Source organism: Burkholderia sp. AU28863, from assembly GCF_002223195.1.
Lineage (GTDB): Bacteria > Pseudomonadota > Gammaproteobacteria > Burkholderiales > Burkholderiaceae > Burkholderia > Burkholderia sola.
The window spans coordinates 686,634-704,343 of the sequence record NZ_NKFE01000003.1 but is presented as its reverse complement, the minus strand read 5'-3'; the positions used below and the strand labels follow the sequence as shown (position 1 = coordinate 704,343).

At 67.9% G+C, this 17,710-nt stretch carries 15 protein-coding genes; 10 read left to right on the top strand and 5 right to left on the bottom strand.

Features of this window, described 5'->3' with window-relative positions; all coding sequences use genetic code 11:
- Positions 1-5: 5 nt before the first annotated feature.
- Positions 6-2,297 carry an FUSC family membrane protein gene (locus tag CFB81_RS05690; RefSeq protein WP_089434773.1) on the top strand — a complete coding sequence of 764 codons (2,292 nt, stop codon included), beginning with the start codon at positions 6-8 and terminating at the stop codon, positions 2,295-2,297.
- Positions 2,298-2,594: 297 nt separating this feature from the next.
- Positions 2,595-3,962 (top strand): amino acid permease, encoded by a 1,368-nt coding sequence (locus CFB81_RS05685; RefSeq protein ID WP_089434772.1) that lies wholly within the window; start codon positions 2,595-2,597, stop codon positions 3,960-3,962.
- 128 nt (positions 3,963-4,090) lie between these two features.
- On the opposite strand, the gene CFB81_RS05680 is transcribed toward CFB81_RS05685, so the two are convergent.
- Positions 4,091-4,252 (bottom strand): hypothetical protein, encoded by a 162-nt coding sequence (locus CFB81_RS05680; protein WP_006476417.1) that lies wholly within the window; start codon positions 4,250-4,252, stop codon positions 4,091-4,093.
- A 242-nt stretch (positions 4,253-4,494) separates the two neighbouring features.
- Between CFB81_RS05680 and CFB81_RS05675 the strand changes: the two genes are divergently transcribed.
- The 3 genes from CFB81_RS05675 to CFB81_RS05665 are packed head-to-tail and all read left to right on the top strand — an operon-like array spanning position 4,495 to position 8,003.
- On the top strand, positions 4,495-5,538 hold the full coding sequence (locus tag CFB81_RS05675; RefSeq protein WP_069617045.1) for a Fe(3+) ABC transporter substrate-binding protein: 1,044 nt from the start codon (positions 4,495-4,497) through the stop codon (positions 5,536-5,538).
- A complete protein-coding gene (locus tag CFB81_RS05670; protein ID WP_089434771.1) occupies positions 5,528-7,225 on the top strand; it encodes an iron ABC transporter permease in 1,698 nt (565 codons plus the stop codon). Before CFB81_RS05675 ends, CFB81_RS05670 begins: the two co-directional genes overlap by 11 nt.
- Positions 7,226-7,229: 4 nt before the next feature.
- Entirely contained in the window at positions 7,230-8,003 is a 774-nt protein-coding gene (locus CFB81_RS05665; RefSeq protein WP_089434770.1) for an ABC transporter ATP-binding protein, read from the top strand.
- 32 nt (positions 8,004-8,035) lie between these two features.
- Here CFB81_RS05665 and CFB81_RS05660 read toward each other — a convergent pair whose 3' ends face one another.
- The 4 genes from CFB81_RS05660 to CFB81_RS05645 form a co-directional block, all read right to left on the bottom strand.
- Entirely contained in the window at positions 8,036-8,506 is a 471-nt protein-coding gene (locus tag CFB81_RS05660) for an Lrp/AsnC family transcriptional regulator (RefSeq protein WP_069617042.1), read from the bottom strand.
- A gap of 233 nt (positions 8,507-8,739) precedes the next feature.
- The gene (locus CFB81_RS05655) at positions 8,740-9,381 is read right to left on the bottom strand and encodes an NAD(P)-dependent oxidoreductase (RefSeq protein ID WP_089434769.1); all 642 of its coding nucleotides are present in this window, start codon (positions 9,379-9,381) and stop codon (positions 8,740-8,742) included.
- A gap of 154 nt (positions 9,382-9,535) precedes the next feature.
- Positions 9,536-9,991: an Rrf2 family transcriptional regulator gene (locus CFB81_RS05650; RefSeq protein ID WP_069617040.1), complete on the bottom strand. Its 456-nt coding sequence runs from the start codon at positions 9,989-9,991 to the stop codon at positions 9,536-9,538.
- Between the two features lie 90 nt (positions 9,992-10,081).
- Positions 10,082-10,510, bottom strand: coding sequence for a hypothetical protein (locus CFB81_RS05645; RefSeq protein WP_089434768.1), 429 nt, complete (start codon positions 10,508-10,510; stop codon positions 10,082-10,084).
- Between the two features lie 195 nt (positions 10,511-10,705).
- On the opposite strand from CFB81_RS05645, the gene CFB81_RS05640 reads away from it, so the two are divergent.
- From CFB81_RS05640 to CFB81_RS05620, 5 genes are all read left to right on the top strand, one after another.
- Positions 10,706-11,041: a hypothetical protein gene (locus tag CFB81_RS05640; protein WP_089434767.1), complete on the top strand. Its 336-nt coding sequence runs from the start codon at positions 10,706-10,708 to the stop codon at positions 11,039-11,041.
- 252 nt (positions 11,042-11,293) lie between these two features.
- Complete coding sequence (locus CFB81_RS05635; protein ID WP_069617037.1) at positions 11,294-12,487, top strand: ammonium transporter; 1,194 nt, start codon at positions 11,294-11,296, stop codon at positions 12,485-12,487.
- Between the two features lie 190 nt (positions 12,488-12,677).
- The gene (locus tag CFB81_RS05630; RefSeq protein ID WP_069617036.1) at positions 12,678-14,639 is read left to right on the top strand and encodes a PhoX family phosphatase; all 1,962 of its coding nucleotides are present in this window, start codon (positions 12,678-12,680) and stop codon (positions 14,637-14,639) included.
- A 615-nt stretch (positions 14,640-15,254) separates the two neighbouring features.
- Positions 15,255-16,079, top strand: coding sequence for an IclR family transcriptional regulator (locus CFB81_RS05625; protein WP_069617035.1), 825 nt, complete (start codon positions 15,255-15,257; stop codon positions 16,077-16,079).
- Positions 16,080-16,333: 254 nt separating this feature from the next.
- Positions 16,334-17,698, top strand: coding sequence for an MdtA/MuxA family multidrug efflux RND transporter periplasmic adaptor subunit (locus tag CFB81_RS05620; protein WP_089434766.1), 1,365 nt, complete (start codon positions 16,334-16,336; stop codon positions 17,696-17,698).
- Positions 17,699-17,710: the final 12 nt, after the last annotated feature.

Sequence of the window (17,710 nt, the reverse complement as noted above, 5' to 3'; positions counted from 1 at the left end):
CATCGATGCGCTATTCGGTCGAAATCAGAAAGTTTTTCTACAGCCAGTACTTTTTCGGCGGCCTGCGGATCGCGGTCGGCGTGTCGCTGCCGGCCGTGTTGTGCCTGATCGTGTTTCACAACCGGGAGCTCGGCTTCACGATCTCGACGGGCGCGCTCGGCGCGTGCGTCGTCGACATGCCTGGCCCGCTCAAGTACAAGCACAACGAAATGCTCGCGTGCAGCGTGATCGGCTTCCTCGCCGCGCTCGCGACCGGCCTCGCGACACCGAACATCTTCGCGCTGTGGCTCACGATCGTGCCGCTCACGTTCGTGCTGTCGCTGATCGTCGTCTACGGCAACCGCTGGCCGCAGATCAGCTTCGCGACGCTGTTCATGATGGTGATGACGCTCGAGGAGAAATTCACGCCGCTGGAGGCGTTCGTCAACGCCGGCTGGATTCTCGCGGGCGGCCTCTGGTACACGTACTGGGCCACGCTCGTGTCGCAATGGCAGGCGCGCCGGATCGAGCAGCAGGCGCTCGCCGAAAGCCTGTTCGCCTGTGCCGACTACCTGCTCGCGCGCGCGCAGTTCTACGATCTCGACGCCGATCTCGACGAGTGCTACCGCAATCTCGTCGCGCGGCAGATCACCGCGGTCGAAACGCAGGAAACCGCGCGCGACATCGTGCTGCGCAACCTGCCGAAGCTGCGGCGCGGCAAGCTCGATCCCGGCCGCACGACGATGTACAACCTGTTCATCAACAGCGTCGACCTGCACGAGCTGTTCGTCGGCGCGCACACCGATTACCCGCTTGTGCGCAACACGTTCGGCGGCTCGGACCTGATCATTTTCTATCGCGACCTGATCCGCAAGGCCGCCGCCGATCTCGAGGAGGTCGGCCTCGCGGTGCTCGAAAACCGCGCGCCGCATTCGCACATCAGCGTGAAGGCCGAGCTGCGCGCGATCGAGTACGAGATCGAGCTGATGCGCAAGAAGAACTTCGCGGCCACCCACGCGGAAGCCTATGCGGCCGTGCTCGCGACGTTCCGGCGAATCTGGAGCGCGACGCGCCTGATCGACCGGATGCGCCGCAACCTGTCGGGCCATGCCGATCCGCAGCAAACCGAACTGAAGATCGACAAGGCGCTCACGCGCTTCCTGCAGCGCCGCCGCATGTCGCCGCTGCTGATCTTCTCGAACCTGAACATGCGCTCGCCGAGTTTTCGCCATGCGCTGCGCGTGACGATCGCCGTCGCGGTCGGTTTCTGGATCGGCCGGCTGCTGCCGCTCACGAACGCATACTGGATCGTGATGACCACCATCATCATCCTGAAGCCCGGCTATTCGCTGACCAAGCAGCGCAATGCGGCGCGTATCGTCGGTACGCTGATCGGCTGCGCGGCGAGCGTCGCGCTGATCTACACGGTCAAGGATACGCACCTGCTGATCGCGATCATGTTCGGGTCGATGGTGATGAGCTACAGCCTGCTGCTGTTCAACTATGCGGCGAGCGTCGTGTTCACGTCGTCGTACGTGCTGCTGATGTTCCACCTGCTCGCGCCGGGCAGCATGCGGATCATCGGCGAGCGCGCGATCGACACGGTGGTCGGCTGCATGATCGCGATCGCCGCGAGCCGGCTGTTCCCGTACTGGGAATACCGGCTGATGGGCAAGCTCGTCACCGACATGCTGACGTCCACCCGCAAGTATTTCGAGGCCGTGTGGCGCGCGGGGCGCGGCATGTCGCCGCCGCCGGTGCCGGCCGCCGACGGCGCGGCCGTCGTCGCGGGCGTCGCGGCCGCGATCGAGTCCCCGGCGGCCAGCCTCGACGACGACTACCGCTACCGCCTCGCCCGCAAGGACGTGCACATCGCGTTCGCGAACCTCGGGCAGGCGTTCCAGCGGATGATGATCGAGCCGAAGGCGCACCAGCGCTTCGTGCCCGAACTGAACGACCTGCTCGTGCAGACGCATGTGCTCGGCGCGCAGATCACCGCTGCCGCGCCGCTGATCCGCAGCGCATGCGCGGCCGATGGCGGTCTCGTTCACGACGACGCGCTGCAGCGCGGCCTCGCCGCCGTGCTCGACAATCTCGAAAAGGCCGAGGCCGGCGAGCCGCCGCCTGCCGACCAGCTCGAAGCGTCGAAGCAGATCACGCGCGATCTCGATGCGATGGTCGTATCCGCGGAAAAATCCGATGCGGTCGGCGCCGAGCTCACGCACGACCTGAAGGTGCTCGCGCACCAGTGCAAGCAGATGCTCGCGTCGTCGCAGCTGATCCGCAAGGACGCGAGCGTGATCCGCCTGCCCGCCTGACCGCGAACATCCGCGCCGCCAGGCCGGCCCGCGCGCGACGCGGCCCGGCCACCGGCGCGCTCCGGTTCAAAAACGATTCCCCCGGAAGCATACCCCACCCGCTCCGCGCGGCCCGCGCCTGCCGCGCGCGACCGCCCCACGCCCCGTTCCGCTCGCCACGCCGGTCAGGGAATACCCGATTCCGGTCACCGGGTCCGGCTTGTTATCATTCGTTCACATTCAAGTTGTATATACAACTTGACGCAGTCGAACCGGCACCGCTCGCCAGGTTCGTCGCATAACGATATCGGAGACTCGATGAAAAACTTGCAGCGCCATCTGAGCGCGCGGCACATCCGCTTTCTCGCGCTGGGCTCGGCGATCGGCACGGGCCTGTTCTACGGTTCGGCGTCCGCGATCCAGCTCGCGGGCCCGGCCGTGATCCTCGCGTACATCCTTGGCGGCGCGGCCGTCTACATGGTGATGCGTGCGCTCGGCGAGATGGCCGTGCGCGACCCCGTCGCCGGCTCGTTCGGCCACTATGCGACCGAGTACCTCGGCCCGTTCGCGGGCTTCGTCACCGGCTGGACCTACACGCTCGAAATGGTGATCGTCGCGATCGCCGACATCACCGCATTCGGCATCTACATGGGCTTCTGGTTTCCGGACGTGCCGCAATGGATCTGGGTGCTCGGCGTCGTCGCGATCATCTGCGGCCTGAATCTATGCCACGTGAAGGTGTTCGGCGAGCTCGAATTCTGGCTGTCGATCATCAAGGTCGGCGCGATCGTCGCGATGATCGGCGGCGGCGTCGCGATCCTGCTGACCGGCATGCACTTCGGCCATTCGGCCGACGTGCCGACGTTCGCGAACCTGTGGAACCATGGCGGCCTCTTCCCGAACGGCGTCGGTGGGCTGATCGCGTCGCTGTCGGTCGTGATCTTCGCGTACGGCGGGATCGAGGTGATCGGGATGAGCGCCGGCGAGGCGAAGGATCCGGAGCGCGTGATTCCGCGCGCGATCAACGCGGTGCCCGCCCGGATCCTGCTGTTCTACGTGCTGACGATGGTCGTGCTGATGTCGATCAGCCCGTGGACCGGCGTCGGCAGCGACGGCAGCCCGTTCGTGCAGATCTTCTCGGCGCTCGGCGTGAAGTCGGCCGCGACGATCCTGAATCTCGTCGTGATCAGCGCGGCGATCTCGGCGATCAACAGCGACATCTTCGGCGCGGGCCGGATGATGTTCGGGATGGCGCGGCAAGGCCAGGCGCCGCGCGTGCTGATGACGACGTCGCGGCACGGCGTGCCGTGGGTCACGGTGCTCGTGATGGCCGGCGCGCTGCTGGTCGGCGTGCTGCTCAACTACCTGATGCCGAAGGACGTGTTCCTGGTGGTCGCCGCGATCGCGACGTTCGCGACCGTGTGGGTCTGGCTGATGATCCTGCTGTCGCAGGTGGCGATGCGCCGGCGCCTGTCGAGCGCCGAAGTCGCCGCACTGAAGTTCAAGGTGCCGCTGTGGCCGGTCGCGCCGGCGCTGACGATCGCGTTCATGGGCTTCGTGATCGTGATGCTCGGCTGGTTCGACGATACGCGCGTCGCGCTCTACGTCGGCGCGGCGTGGCTCGCGCTGCTCGCGGCGGTGTTCTACGCACGGGTCCGCCCGACATTCGCCGCTGCGTCACGTTGACGCACGGCCGACCTGCCGGCGCGCCTTCTGCTGTCCCGGTTCCGCGCGGCGCGCGCCGCGCCGGAAACCGCGGATCGACTCCGTTCGCATGCCCCGCGCGCGACCCGACCGGGCCGCGCACCGGCGCGTCAGTGCGACGCCGCGCTCGCGGCCTCGGCCGGATGGGCCTCGTCGTACGCGTGCTTCTGCGAAATCGCGTTGTACAGGATCGTCCCGATCACGAGCAGCACGGCCACGACGATCAGGATGCTCACGTTGCGGACAGGGTTCTTCTTGCGCTGATCGTTCATGGTCGGTGCCGCTCCGTCAAATTCGTCGAAGCGGGCATTCTACGCGCTTGCGCCCGCGCTGCGCCGCCTCGTTCGCCGGTCTCCGCGCCCGGCCTCTCCCTGCTTTCCGCAAGCTTTCGTTTGTTAATCATTCCCATTTCGATTTAGAATCCAGCGTCTTTCAATTTGTAATGTTCCGGGTCGCGCGGGCGGCAGGCGCGCCGCGGAACGCTCCCTCGTCCACCTGCCGCACCGGAGTCTCCATGTCGAATCCGCGCACCCGCCTGCTGCCGCTCGCCGGCGCCCTCGCCCTGACCGCGGCCGCCTTCGCGCCGCTTGCCCAGGCGGCCGAGGAAGTGAGCCTGTACACCACCCGCGAGCCGAAGCTGATCCAGCCGCTCATCGACGCGTTCACGAAGCAGAGCGGCGTCAAGGTCAACACGGTGTTCGTGAAGGACGGCCTGCTCGAGCGCGTGAAAGCGGAGGGCGCGCAGTCGCCGGCCGACGTGCTGATGACGGTCGACGTCGGCAACCTGCTCGACCTCGTCGACGGCGGCGTCACGCAACCGGTGCGCTCGAAGGCGCTCGACGACGCGATTCCCGCGAACCTGCGCGGCACGAACGGCGACTGGTATGCGCTGTCGCTGCGCGACCGCGTGCTGTACGTCGAAAAGGACCTGAAGGTCGATGCGTTCCGCTACGAGGATCTCGCCGATCCGAAATGGAAGGGCAAGGTCTGCATCCGGTCGGGCCAGCATCCGTACAACACGGCGCTCGTCGCGGCGATGATCGCGCACGACGGCGAGGCCGCGACCGAGACATGGCTGCGCGGCGTGAAGGCGAACCTCGCGCGCAAGGCGACGGGCGGCGACCGCGACGTCGCGCGCGACATCCTCGGCGGCATCTGCGACGTCGGCCTCGCGAACGCCTACTACGTCGGCCACATGAAGAATGCCGAAGCCGGCAGCGATGCGCGCAAATGGGGCGACGCGATCAAGGTCGTGCGCCCGACGTTCGCGAATGCGAAGAGCGGCGGCACGCACGTGAACATCAGCGGCGCGACGGTGGCGAAGCACGCGCCGCACAAGGCCAATGCGGTGAAGCTGCTCGAATACCTGGTGTCGCCGGAAGCGCAGGCGCTGTATGCGCAGGCGAACTACGAATATCCGGTGCGCGCGAACGTGAAGCTCGACCCGGTGATCGCGAGCTTCGGCACGCTGAAGGTCGACCCGCTGCCGCTGGCGGATATCGCGAAGCATCGCAAGCAGGCGAGCCAGCTGGTCGACAAGGTCGGCTTTGACAACTGACGCATCGCCTGCGGCCCGCGCCTGCCGGGAGCCGCGCGGCCCGCGACCGCGCGTGCGGCTGCCCGCGGGCAGCCTGTGGCTGCTCGCGGCGCTGACGATCGCCGCGGCGGTCGCGGCGCCGCTCGCGGTGCTCGTGGCCGCCGCGTTCGACGCCGATCTCGCGCACTGGCGACATCTCGCCGAGTTCGTGCTGCCGCAGGCGCTCGTCAATACGCTGCTGCTGCTCGCCGGGGTCGGCACGATCGTGTCGATCGTCGGCACCGGCTGCGCATGGCTCGTCACCGCGTACGATTTTCCCGGCCGGCGGATCCTGACCTGGGCGCTGCTGCTGCCGCTCGCGGTTCCCACCTACATCGTCGCGTTCGCATATCTCGACCTGCTGCATCCGATCGGCCCCGTGCAGGGCGCGATCCGCTGGCTGCTCGGCTTCGACAGCCCGCGCCAGTTCCGTCTGCCCGACCTGCGCTCGCTGCCCGGCGCGATCTTCGTCCTCGGCTTCGTGCTGTATCCGTACGTCTATCTGAGCACGCGCGCGATGTTCGTCACGCAATCCGCGAGCCTGCTCGAAGCCGCGCGCACGCTCGGCGCCGGTCGCGTCGCGACGTTCTGGCGCGTCGTCGTGCCGCTCGCCCGGCCGGCGATCGCGGTCGGCGTGAGCCTCGCGCTGCTCGAAACGCTGAACGATATCGGCGCGTCGGAGTTCCTCGGCGTGCAGACGCTGACCGTGTCCGTCTATACGACGTGGATCACGCGCTCCGATCTCGCCGGCGCCGCGCAGATCGCACTCGCGATGCTCGCGATCGTCGTCGGCATGATCGCGCTCGAACGCTACGGGCGCCGCCGCCAGCGCTACGCGCACGGCCGGCGCATGCGGCCGATCGCGCCGCGCCGCCTGACCGGCTCGGCCGCGCTGGGCGCCGCGATGCTCGGCTGGCTGCCCGTCGCGCTCGGCTTCGGCGCGCCGGCCGCGTATCTCGCGGTCGAAACGGCCAAGCGGCTGCACCTCGTCGGCGGCGTGTCCGCGCAACTGATGACGGGGCTCGCGAATACGCTGACGATCGCGACCGCCGCCACCGCCGCGACGCTCGCGTGCGGGCTCGTCGTCGCGTGGGCCGCACGCGCGCAGCGCGACAGCGCCCGTGCGGGCCCTGCCCGGCTGTGCGCGCGGATCGCGAGCCTCGGCTACGCGGTGCCGGGCACCGTGCTCGCAATCGGCCTGCTGATTCCGTTCTCGGCGGCCGACCGGCTGTTCGGCGCGGCGCTCGGCCGCGACGGTCTGCTGCTGATGGGCTCGGCCACCGCGCTCGCGATCGCCTATACCGTGCGCTTTCTCGCGATCCCGACCGGCGGCATCGAGGCCGGCCTCGCGCGCATTCCGCCGTCGCTCGAGCAGGCCGCGCGCTCGCTCGGCGAGACGGCCGGCGGCACGCTGCGCCGCGTCCACCTGCCGCTGTTGCGGCCCGCGCTCACGACGAGCGCGCTGCTCGTGTTCGTCGACGCAATGAAGGAGTTGCCGGCCACGCTGCTGCTGCGCCCGTTGAACTTCGACACGCTCGCGACCTGGCTGTATGCGGAAGCCGCGCGCGGCACCTATGAAGAAGGCGCGGTCGCCGCGCTCGCGATCGTGCTGGCCGGGCTCGTGCCCGTGATCCTGCTCGCCCGCACCCGCCACAAGATCGGAGCCTGACACCGTGAACCTGCTCGAACTCGACGACCTCTGCGTCGCCTACGACACGCCGCACGGCCGCCGCACCGTGGTCGACGGCCTGAGCCTCGCGCTGCCGCGCGGCGACATCGGCTGCCTCCTCGGCGCGTCCGGCTGCGGCAAGACCACCGTGCTGCGCGCGATCGCCGGCTTCGAACCGGTGCGCATGGGGCGTATCGTGCTGGACGGCACGCCGGTCGCGGCGCCGTCGCTCGACGTGCCGCCCGAGCGGCGGCGCATCGGCATGATGTTCCAGGATTACGCACTGTTCCCGCACCTGAGCGCGGCCGACAACGTCGCGTTCGGCCTGCGGCGCATGCCGAAGGCCGAACGGCGCCTGCGCGTCGCGGAGATGCTCGACCTCGTCGGCCTCGCCGACGCCGGCGATGCCTATCCGCACGAACTGTCGGGCGGCCAGCAGCAGCGCATCGCGCTCGCACGCGCACTCGCGCCGTCGCCGGAATTGCTGCTGCTCGACGAGCCGTTCTCGAATCTCGACGTCGATACGCGCGAGCGGCTCGCGTTCGAGCTGCGCGACATCCTGAAGCACACGGGCCACACCGCGATCCTCGTCACGCATAACCAGGCGGAAGCGTTCGCGATCGCCGACCGGATCGGCGTGATGAAGGACGGCGAACTCGCGCAATGGGATACGCCGTACGCGCTGCATCATCATCCGGCCAGCCCGTTCGTCACGGAGTTCGTGCGCCGCGACGCGCTCGCCGACGAACGCGCGCGCGCACTGGCGCGCGGCCGCTGACGTCGCGCCACCGGGGCGCGACGGCGTGAGCGTCAGGCGGGCTCGGCCAGATCGCGCACGGGCAGCGCGGTCGAATACTTGATCTGCTCCATCGCGAACGACGAACTGACGTCGAACAGCGGCACCGTGCGAATCAGTTGCTTGTAGACGCGGTCGTAGTCGTCGATGCCGGCCACGACGACGCGCAGCAGGTAATCGGTCTCGCCGCTCATCCGGTAGACCTCGACGACTTCCGGCATGTCGCGCACCGCCTGCGTGAAGCGCTGCGCCCATTCCTCGGTGTGCTGGTTCGTGCGGATCGCGACGAACACGGTCGTGCCGACCCCGAGCTTGCGCGGATCGCACAGCGCAACCTGCGCGCGAATCGCGCCGGTTTCCTTCAGCCGCTGCACGCGCTTCCAGCACGGCGTCTGCGACAGGTTCACGCGCTGTGCCAGCTCCGCGATCGGCAGCGTGGCATCCACCTGCAGCAGCTCCAGCAGCTTGCGATCGATGGCGTCCATTTCTCGATTCCCTCGTCGATAGAAATTTATTCTATTCATCCTGCCCGACGGGGAACAATATGAAAACTGTCTCGGCGCGTCGACCGGTGTAAATACCGATCCGTCGCGCACTCGCCGCCCCAAAGAAACAGGCGACGCCACCCGCGCGGGTGGAATCGCCTGAAATGGCAGCGTGCCGCGGCTTGCGCGTCGCGCCCGGACCGGCGCTCGCACGCCGCCGGCCATCATGCCGCTCAATACGCAGCGGTCGCGATCTCGCGCACGAAGCCGTCCTGCTCGAGCGCATCGACGAACGCGACCGCGTAGTCTTCCGCCGAGATCTTGCTGTTGCCTTGCGCGTCCACGATCAGCTTGCCGACGCCCGTGCGGAACGTGCCCGTGCGCTCGCCCGGCGCGATCAGCGCGGCCGGTGCGAAGAAGGTCCAGTCGAGATCGGCGACCGTCTTCAGGTAGTCGAGCGCATCGCGGTGCGCGAGCGCGTGTGGCTTGTACGCGTCCGGGAAACCTTCGGTGTCGACGAGCTGCTTGCCCGGCGCGACTTCGAGCGAACCGGCGCCGCCCACCACGACGAGCCGCTTCAAACCGGCCTGGCGCGTGCCGGCGACCAGCGCCTTCGCCGCCGCGACGACCTGCGCCGCATCTTCCTGCTTCGGGCCGTACGCGCTCGCGACGACGTCATGGCCCGGCAGCGCGGCCCCGATGCTGGCCGCGTCGAACAGGTCGGCCGCCTTCGCGGTGATGCCGTCGACGGATGCGCGCGGATGGCGCGACAGCGCCGTGACGCGGTGGCCGCGCCGCACGGCTTCCGCCGCGATGCGCGAGCCGATCATGCCGGTGGCGCCGAACAGCGCGATATTCAACGAACGTTGCGTCATATCGATTCTCCAGAGTTGAAAATATGTAACACAAACAATTACACATAAGACCGAAAAAAACGGGGCGAAGCCCCCGTTGCGCCGATCGCCGCGCATGCGCGCCGTCCGGCTTCCTGCCTGCCGCCGGGTGACCGCGTCCGGCACCCGCCCTCGGTCACCCGCCGATGCGCGCCGCCTGTTGCGTGCCCTGCTCCCGATCCAGCATGTCGGCCGTCACGTCGACGAGCGTGCGCGTGGCGAGCGACGCCTCCATCGCGCGCTGCGCGTCGCCGATATAGCCGGTCAGCACGCCCTGGATGTGCCGCCCGACGAGACACGCGGGATTCGGCGCCTCGCGGTGCAGCGCGAACAGTTGCGCATCGTCGACCGCACGATACACGTCGAGCAGCGTGATCTCGCCGGGCTCGCGCGCCAGCAGCGCACCGCCGCCCGCGCCGAGCTGCGACGTGGTCAGCCCTGCGGCCGCCAGCATCGACAACAACCGGCGAATCAGCGCCGGATTCGTATTCACGCTGCCCGCGATGATGTCGGACGACAGCGGCACGCCTTCCTGCATCGACAGCAAGGCGAGCACGTGAACGGCAAACGCGAACCGGCTGCTGGTATTCATTCGTGACTCACTCGGCGACGCCGGCCCGACCCGCAACCGGCGACATGTGTAACTATCATAATTACATTTTGTGGATCGTGCAAGCCCGCGTCATTCGCCGCTCGCGGGTTTCGTCCCCGCGGCGCCCTGCTGGCTCCACTGCTGGAGTTTCTTGCCGGCTTCGGCGATCTTCGCGCCCGCTTCGGAAGCCGCATGCGCGACGACCGCGGACGCCGCCGCGTCGATCTGCGCCTGCGCGGCCGACGCGAGGCCGCTCGCCGACAACGGCGGCACGGCCGACGCCGCGGACGCGATGCCGGCCTTCGCCGCGTTGATCTGTTGATTGACGGTGCTCGCCACCTGGTCGAGCGCCTTGGCCGCATTGTTCGCGGCGTCGGCGGCCGCGCTCGCGGCCGTATCGGATTGCGCGGCCGGCGTGCCGGACTTCTCGCAGCCCGCGAGCAACAGCAGCGCACCGGCGGCCACGGCCGCCAGCACGGCCCCGGGCGCGCGACGCGCCCGCGATGTCTTCATGTTCATCAGCAATCTCCGGCCGCGCGTGGCACGACCTCGTGGTTGGACCGGTGTCGATGATACCGCCTGTGGAACAGGCCCAATGACGACCCGCCATTAAAAATGCCTTTCAATTTCGGATTCGTCTGATTCAATCGCACGCGCCACGCCTTTAAAGTGGGCACGCTCCAATCCGCTTCGTACGTGCCCCTTTTTCTCGTCATGGCTTTCCTCGTTGATTGGCTCATCGCCCTGGCCGCGCTGCTCGCGGCCACCCTGTTCCTGTGCCTGCGCGCGCCGTCGACGCGCCGCCTCGCCGAAGCCGGGCGGCCGCGCCGCATCGCCTGTGCGCGCCTGCTCACGCAGGCCGTGATCGGTTTCTGGACGGCCGCGCTGATCATCGCGCAAGGCATCCTCGGCGCCGACGGCGACGGCCAGTCGCTCGCCAGCTTCGCCGCGCTCGCGTTCGCCGCGCTCGGGCTGGCGACCGTCGCCGCCTACTGGTCCGCGTGCGCGCTGCGGCTGCGCCGGCCGCCCACGCTGTTCGCGCGCCACTGACGCGCCAGATCGGTGCGCGTCCGCGCCGCCGCGCACCGCCTCATTCGTCGCAAGCACCAGTTCGGCACGTATCGCACCACGTACGTGCACCCGGCACCCGTCGCGATCGGCGTCGGTCACGCCCCGATTCCGTGCACGGTTCACCGGAATGCCCCATCCCGCGGTATCCGGGCACCAATTCCACGCAGTCATTCACCACGTTGGCTCGATACTTGCATTCCTCGCCCGTTTTTTGCGCAAGGAAGCCACGGCATGGATGGTCTGAAATCCGGCGTCGACACACTGTTCCTGTTGATCGGCGCCGTCATGGTGCTCGCGATGCACGCGGGCTTCGCATTTCTCGAACTCGGCACGGTCCGCAAGAAGAACCAGGTCAACGCGCTCGTGAAGATCCTGGTCGACTTCTCGGTGTCGACGCTCGCGTATTTCCTCATCGGCTACACGATCGCGTATGGCGTCGAATTCTTCGACGACATCGGGACGCTGTCGCAGCACAACGGCTACGCGCTCGTACGCTTCTTCTTCCTGCTGACGTTCGCGGCGGCGATCCCGGCGATCGTGTCCGGCGGCATCGCCGAGCGTGCGAAGTTCAATCCGCAGCTCGTCGCGACGCTGATCATCGTCGGCTTCATCTATCCGTTTTTCGAAGGGATCGCGTGGAACGAGCGCTTCGGCGTGCAGGCCTGGCTCACGCACGCGTTCGGCGCGCCGTTCCACGACTTCGCGGGCTCCGTCGTCGTCCATGCGTTCGGCGGCTGGGTCGCGCTGCCGGCCGTGCTGCTGCTCGGCGCGCGCCACGGCCGCTATGCGAAGGACGGCCGGATCGCCGCGCACCCGCCGTCGAACATCCCGTTCCTCGCGCTCGGCGCGTGGGTGCTCGCGGTCGGCTGGTTCGGCTTCAACGTGATGAGCGCGCAGACGCTCGACAAGATCAGCGGCCTCGTCGCGGTGAACTCGCTGATGGCGATGGTCGGCGGCACGCTGGCCGCGTGGATGGCCGGCCGCAACGACCCGGGCTTCACCTACAACGGGCCGCTCGCGGGCCTCGTCGCGGTATGCGCGGGCTCCGACGTGATGCACCCGATCGGCGCGCTCGTCACGGGCGCCGCGGCCGGTGCGCTGTTCGTCGCGATGTTCACCTGCGTGCAGAACCGGTGGCGCATCGACGACGTGCTCGGCGTCTGGCCGCTGCACGGGATGTGCGGCGCGCTCGGCGGCCTCGCGGCCGGCGTGTTCGGGCTGCCCGCGCTCGGCGGTCTCGGCGGCGTGTCGTTCCTGTCGCAGCTCGTCGGCACGCTCGGCGGCATCGCGATCGCAACCGCGGGCGGCACGCTCGTCTACGGCGCGCTGAAGGCGACCGTCGGCCTGCGCCTCGATCGCGAAGCAGAATTCGACGGTGCGGACCTGTCGATCCACCGCATCTCGGCCACGCCCGAGCGCGACTGAACGCAAACGCTTGCGACCGGCGTCCGTCAGCGCACCTGACGGATGCCCGATGCGTCATGACGTTTTCGATTCAAAAAACTTTCATCTAGCGTCCTTACACTTCGGTCCAGTTTTCAATCCGCCTTCACGAAGCTTGCCGCTCGCCTGCTTCGCGAAGGCCATGCTTCCAACAACCGAAACTGGACTCCACATGCCCGCGTTGCCCAATGCTTCCCGTCGTCAGGCCCTGAAGATCCTCGCCGGCGCACCGATGCTTCCCCTTTCCGGCCTCGCGCTGCCGGCCCTGCTGACGGGTTGCGGCGGCGACGATCCCGCGTCGACGCCGGCGCCGGTCGCCGCTGCCTATACGTCGGCGGCATTCTCGGCGATGGCCGCGCCGACGCTCGACAACGCGGCCGCGATGGCCACGACGACGGTCGGCTCGACGCTGGCGGTGTCGTTCTCGGACGGCTCGTCGCGCAACTTCAAGCTCGCGTACAAGCCGTTCTTCGTGACGGGTGACATGGTGCCGGACGGCAACGGCGGCACGACGCTCGCGGGCGGCTACTACGACATCAACAACCAGCCGATCATCGATCGCTCGGTCGCCGGCAAGGAACGCCAGTTCTATTCCGACTGCCCGGACGGCAGCTCGCTACTGACGCTGAAGAACGCGAACGTGCCCGGCGTGAAGGGCAACGCGGTGTTCGCGGTCGTGCAGTTCGAATACACGACGCGCGACCAGGCGAGCGCGTCGCAGTACGGCCAGCTGCCGTCGCCGATCGCGGTGATCACGCTCGACCAGGACCCGGCCACCGGCGCGCTGAAGGTCGTGAAGTACCACAACGTCGACACGTCGAAGGCGCACGGCCTGTGGATCACCTGCGGCGCGAGCCTGTCGCCGTGGGGCACGCACCTGTCGAGCGAGGAATACGAGCCGGACGCGACGAAGGCCGCGACCGACGCGCAGTTCAAGGCGTTCAGCAAGAACACGTTCGGCGACGAGACGAAGGCGAACCCCTACCACTACGGCCACCTGCCCGAGATCACCGTGAATCCGGACGGCACCGGCACCGTGAAGAAGCACTACTGCCTCGGCCGCATCTCGCACGAGCTGATCCAGGTGATGCCGGACCAGCGCACGGTGATGATGGGCGACGACGCCACCAACGGCGGCCTGTTCATGTTCGTCGCCGACAAGGCGGCCGATCTGTCGGCCGGCACGCTGTACGTCGCGAAGTGGACGCAGACGTCGTCCGCCGGCGCGGGCACCGCGACGCTCACGTGGATCCGGATCGGCCACGCGACCAGCAGCGAGATCGAAGCGCTCGCGAACACGCTGAAGGCGTCGGACATCATGGACCTCGCGACCGTCGACCCGAACGATGCGAGCTACACGAAGATCCATTTCGGCGGCAAGTTCAACTGGATGCGCGTGAAGCCGGGGATGGAAAAGGCGGCCGCCTTCCTCGAGACGCACCGCTACGCGGCGCTGCTCGGCGGCAGCATGGCGTTCACGAAGCTCGAAGGCACGACCGTGAACGCGAAGGACAAGATCGTCTACACGGCGATGTCGCGGATCGAAACGTCGATGGTCAAGGGCAACGCGGTGTCGCGCGACGTCGCGGTCGACAAGAAGATCGCCGCGGGCGCGGTCTATGCGCTGAACCTGAAGGCCGGCCAGCGCGACACGACGGGCGCCGCGATCGACAGCGAATGGGTGCCGGTCGACATGGGCGCGCCGGCCGCGCTGGTCGGCGAGGATCTCGCCGCGGCCGACGCGCTCGGCAACCTCGCGAACCCGGACAAGATCGCGAACCCGGACAATCTGAAGTTCTCCGAAAAGCTGCGCACGCTGTTCATCGGCGAAGACTCGGGCATGCACGTGAACAACTTCCTGTGGGCCTACAACGTCGACACGAAGTCGCTCTCGCGCGTGCTGTCGTGCCCGGCCGGCGCCGAATCGACGGGCCTGCACGCGGTCGACGAGATCAACGGCTGGACGTACATCATGAGCAACTTCCAGCACGTGGGCGACTGGGAATCGCCGCTGCACGACAAGGTCAAGCCGACGCTCGATCCGCTCGTGCGCGCGAACTACAAGGATCGCTTCGGCGCCAGCGTCGGCTACCTGACGGCCGAGCAGACCAGCATCAAGCTCGCGAAAGGCTGATCCGCCGCGCACGAGGGGGCGTGGCTCGTCAGCCGGGCACGCCCGACCGGGCCCCTTTCTTCATCATCGTTCATTCGTCGGCGCTCCACGCCGTTTCACGCGCGATGCCCACTGCGGGCGTCGCGCTTTTTTTTGCGTGCGGAGATCGTGCGGGCGGCGCAGATCGCGCGTGGGAGGAGGCGCGAAACCGCCCAGGACGGGGCGTTTGCGGCGATCGGGGGATAATACGGGCCTGACGCGTCCGGGCGGACGGTCGGAAAGACAGGCAAAAAAAAGCGCCACGGAGACCGTGGCGCTAAAAAAGTTCTAGCCATTCCGAGGGCCGTGCTAGAACCTGAGAGACTGCGCGAAACATCGTTGCCGGTTAAACTCTTGAAACGATGTTTCGAAAACGTGAGACATTCTTTCCGTTTCCGCCCGACAAGTCAAGCGGTATTTGCACCGGTTCATGCACTTTCCGGCAATGCTCCTTTGAGCGTTTTCCTAATAAACCAAGGGTGAACCCGTAAAATCTCATCCAATGACCGGTTCGCCCGCGGAACATGCATCCTTTGACAATAGTCCTACAATACCAACAAAATTGAAATCGAGTTTCGGAATTAGAGAGAATCCCTCGTGTCGACAACTGTAACCTCTCCCGCGTCGCGGGACCGTGAATCGTCGCCCGACGAGATCACCGCCCTTGCCCGCGGTCTCGCCGTGCTGCGCCGCATCGCGGCTGCCGACGCCCCCGTCAGCAACCGCGAACTGACCGAATTGACCGGCATCCCGAAGCCGACCGTCTCGCGCATCACCGCGACGCTCGTCAGCGCCGGCTTCCTGTTCCAGTTGCCCGACAGCGAGCGCTTCGTGCTGACCGCGTCGGTGCTCGAACTGAGCCACGGCTTCCTGCGCAACTTCGACATCCGCGCGCGTTCGCGGCCATTCATGATCGAGCTGGCCGAGCGCACGTCGCTGTCCGTGCACCTCGCGGTGCGCGACCGGCTCGACATGGTCGCGATCGACGTGATCCGCCCGCGCTCCGCCGTGCTCGTCACGCGCCTCGAGATCGGCTCGCGGATGGACATCGCGCGTACGGCCGTGGGCCGCGCGTATCTCGCCGCGCTCGAGGACGACGAGCGCCGCCAGTTGCTCGAGTCGCTGCGCACCACGGCCGGCGACGACTGGCCGCACGTATCCGCCCGCCTGACGCCCGCGCTCGACGAAGCGATGCGCGACGGCCACGCGATCGCGATCGGCGAATGGCGCGAAGGCCTGAATGCGGTCGCGGCCGGTTTCGTCGGCCCGTCGGGCCAGCGCTATTCGGTGAATTGCGGCGGCGCGTCGCACCAGTGTCCGCCCGAATGGCTGCAGCAACACGTGGTGCCCGCGCTGCAGGAATGCATCGCGAAAATCACCCGCGAAATCGGCGGCGCGCCGGCCCGGCGCATCGGCCTGTAACCGTTGCGTCATTGCGCCGTCGCGTTGTGTAACGACCGTAACCCGTTGAAAGATAGACCGCTGGACTGTAACGGGGACGGCACGTAGGATCATGCCCATCGTCGCGCCGCATTCGCGGTGCGCACCGCTCTTTTCCCGCGCGGATCGGCGGGGCCCCGGACCGAGCCGGGCCGCCCCGTCCCGTCACCCGCACGCCCACGCGCAGCCAGCAGTCCGATTTCCGGCCCGCCGCGCCGTCTTCCTGACAGAACACGATGGATAACGAACAAAAGCCCACGCCCCCTTCGAAAGACCCCGCGCCCGCCGTCGCCCGGCGCCCGCGCCGCACGCTGCTGATCGGCACCGTCGCGGTCGTCGTGATCGGCGGCCTGTTGTGGTGGCACCCGTGGAACCGTACGCCCGCGGCAGGCAGCACGGCGAAAGGCGCGGGCGCCAGCGCCGCCGCGGGTAGCCATCGCGGCCGCGGCGGCCCCGCCGCGATGGCGAACGTTCCGCAGCCCGTGCAGGTCGCGACCGCGACGCAGGGCGAGATGCCGATCGTGCTGTCCGCGCTCGGCACCGTCACGCCGCTCGCGAACGTGACGGTGAAGACGCAGCTGTCGGGCTACCTGCAGTCGGTGTCGTTCCGGGAAGGCCAGATCGTCAGGAAGGGCGACGTGCTCGCGCAGATCGACCCGCGCCCGTACCAGGTCGCGCTCGAGAACGCCGAAGGCACGCATGCGCGCGACGCGGCGCTGCTCGCGACCGCCCGCCTCGACCTGAAGCGCTACCAGACGCTGCTGTCGCAGGACTCGATCGCGTCGCAAACCGTCGATACGCAGGCGTCGCTCGTCAAGCAGTACGAAGGCGCGGTGAAGACCGACCAGGCCGCGATCGATTCCGCGAAACTCAATCTCACGTATGCGCGCATCACGGCGCCGGTCTCGGGCCGCGTCGGCCTGCGCCAGGTCGACCCCGGCAACTACGTGACGCCGGGCGACACCAACGGCATCGTCGTGATCACGCAGTTGCAGCCGATGAGCGTGATCTTCACGACGTCGGAAGACAACCTGCCGCAGATCCTCAAGCAGGTGAACGCGGGCCAGAAGCTGTCGGTCACGGCCTACAACCGCAACAACACGGTGCCGCTCGAGACGGGCGCGCTCGCGACGCTCGACAACCAGATCGACACGAGCACCGGCACGGTCAAGCTGCGCGCGAATTTCGACAACAAGGAGGGCATGCTGTTCCCGAATCAGTTCGTGAACACGCGGCTGCTCGTCGACGTGATACGCAACGCGACGATCGTGCCGACCTCCGCCGTGCTGACAGGCTCGATCGGCCAGTTCGTCTATGTCGTGAAACCCGACAACACGGTGACGGTGCGCAAGGTCACGATCGGGCCGGTCGACGGCGAACGCACGAGCATCGTCAGCGGCGTCGCGCTCGGCGAACGCGTGGTGACCGACGGCTCGGACCGCCTGCGCGAAGGCTCGAAGATCTCGATTCCGGCCGACAAGCCGAAAGGCGCGTCGGGCGCGCACGGCGCCGGCGCGGCGTCGGGCGCATCGGATGCGGCCGCCCGTCACGGCGGGCGCAAGCACGGCGCGTCGCAGGCCGCGGCCCCCGCAGCCCAGTAACGCGCGGGCCGC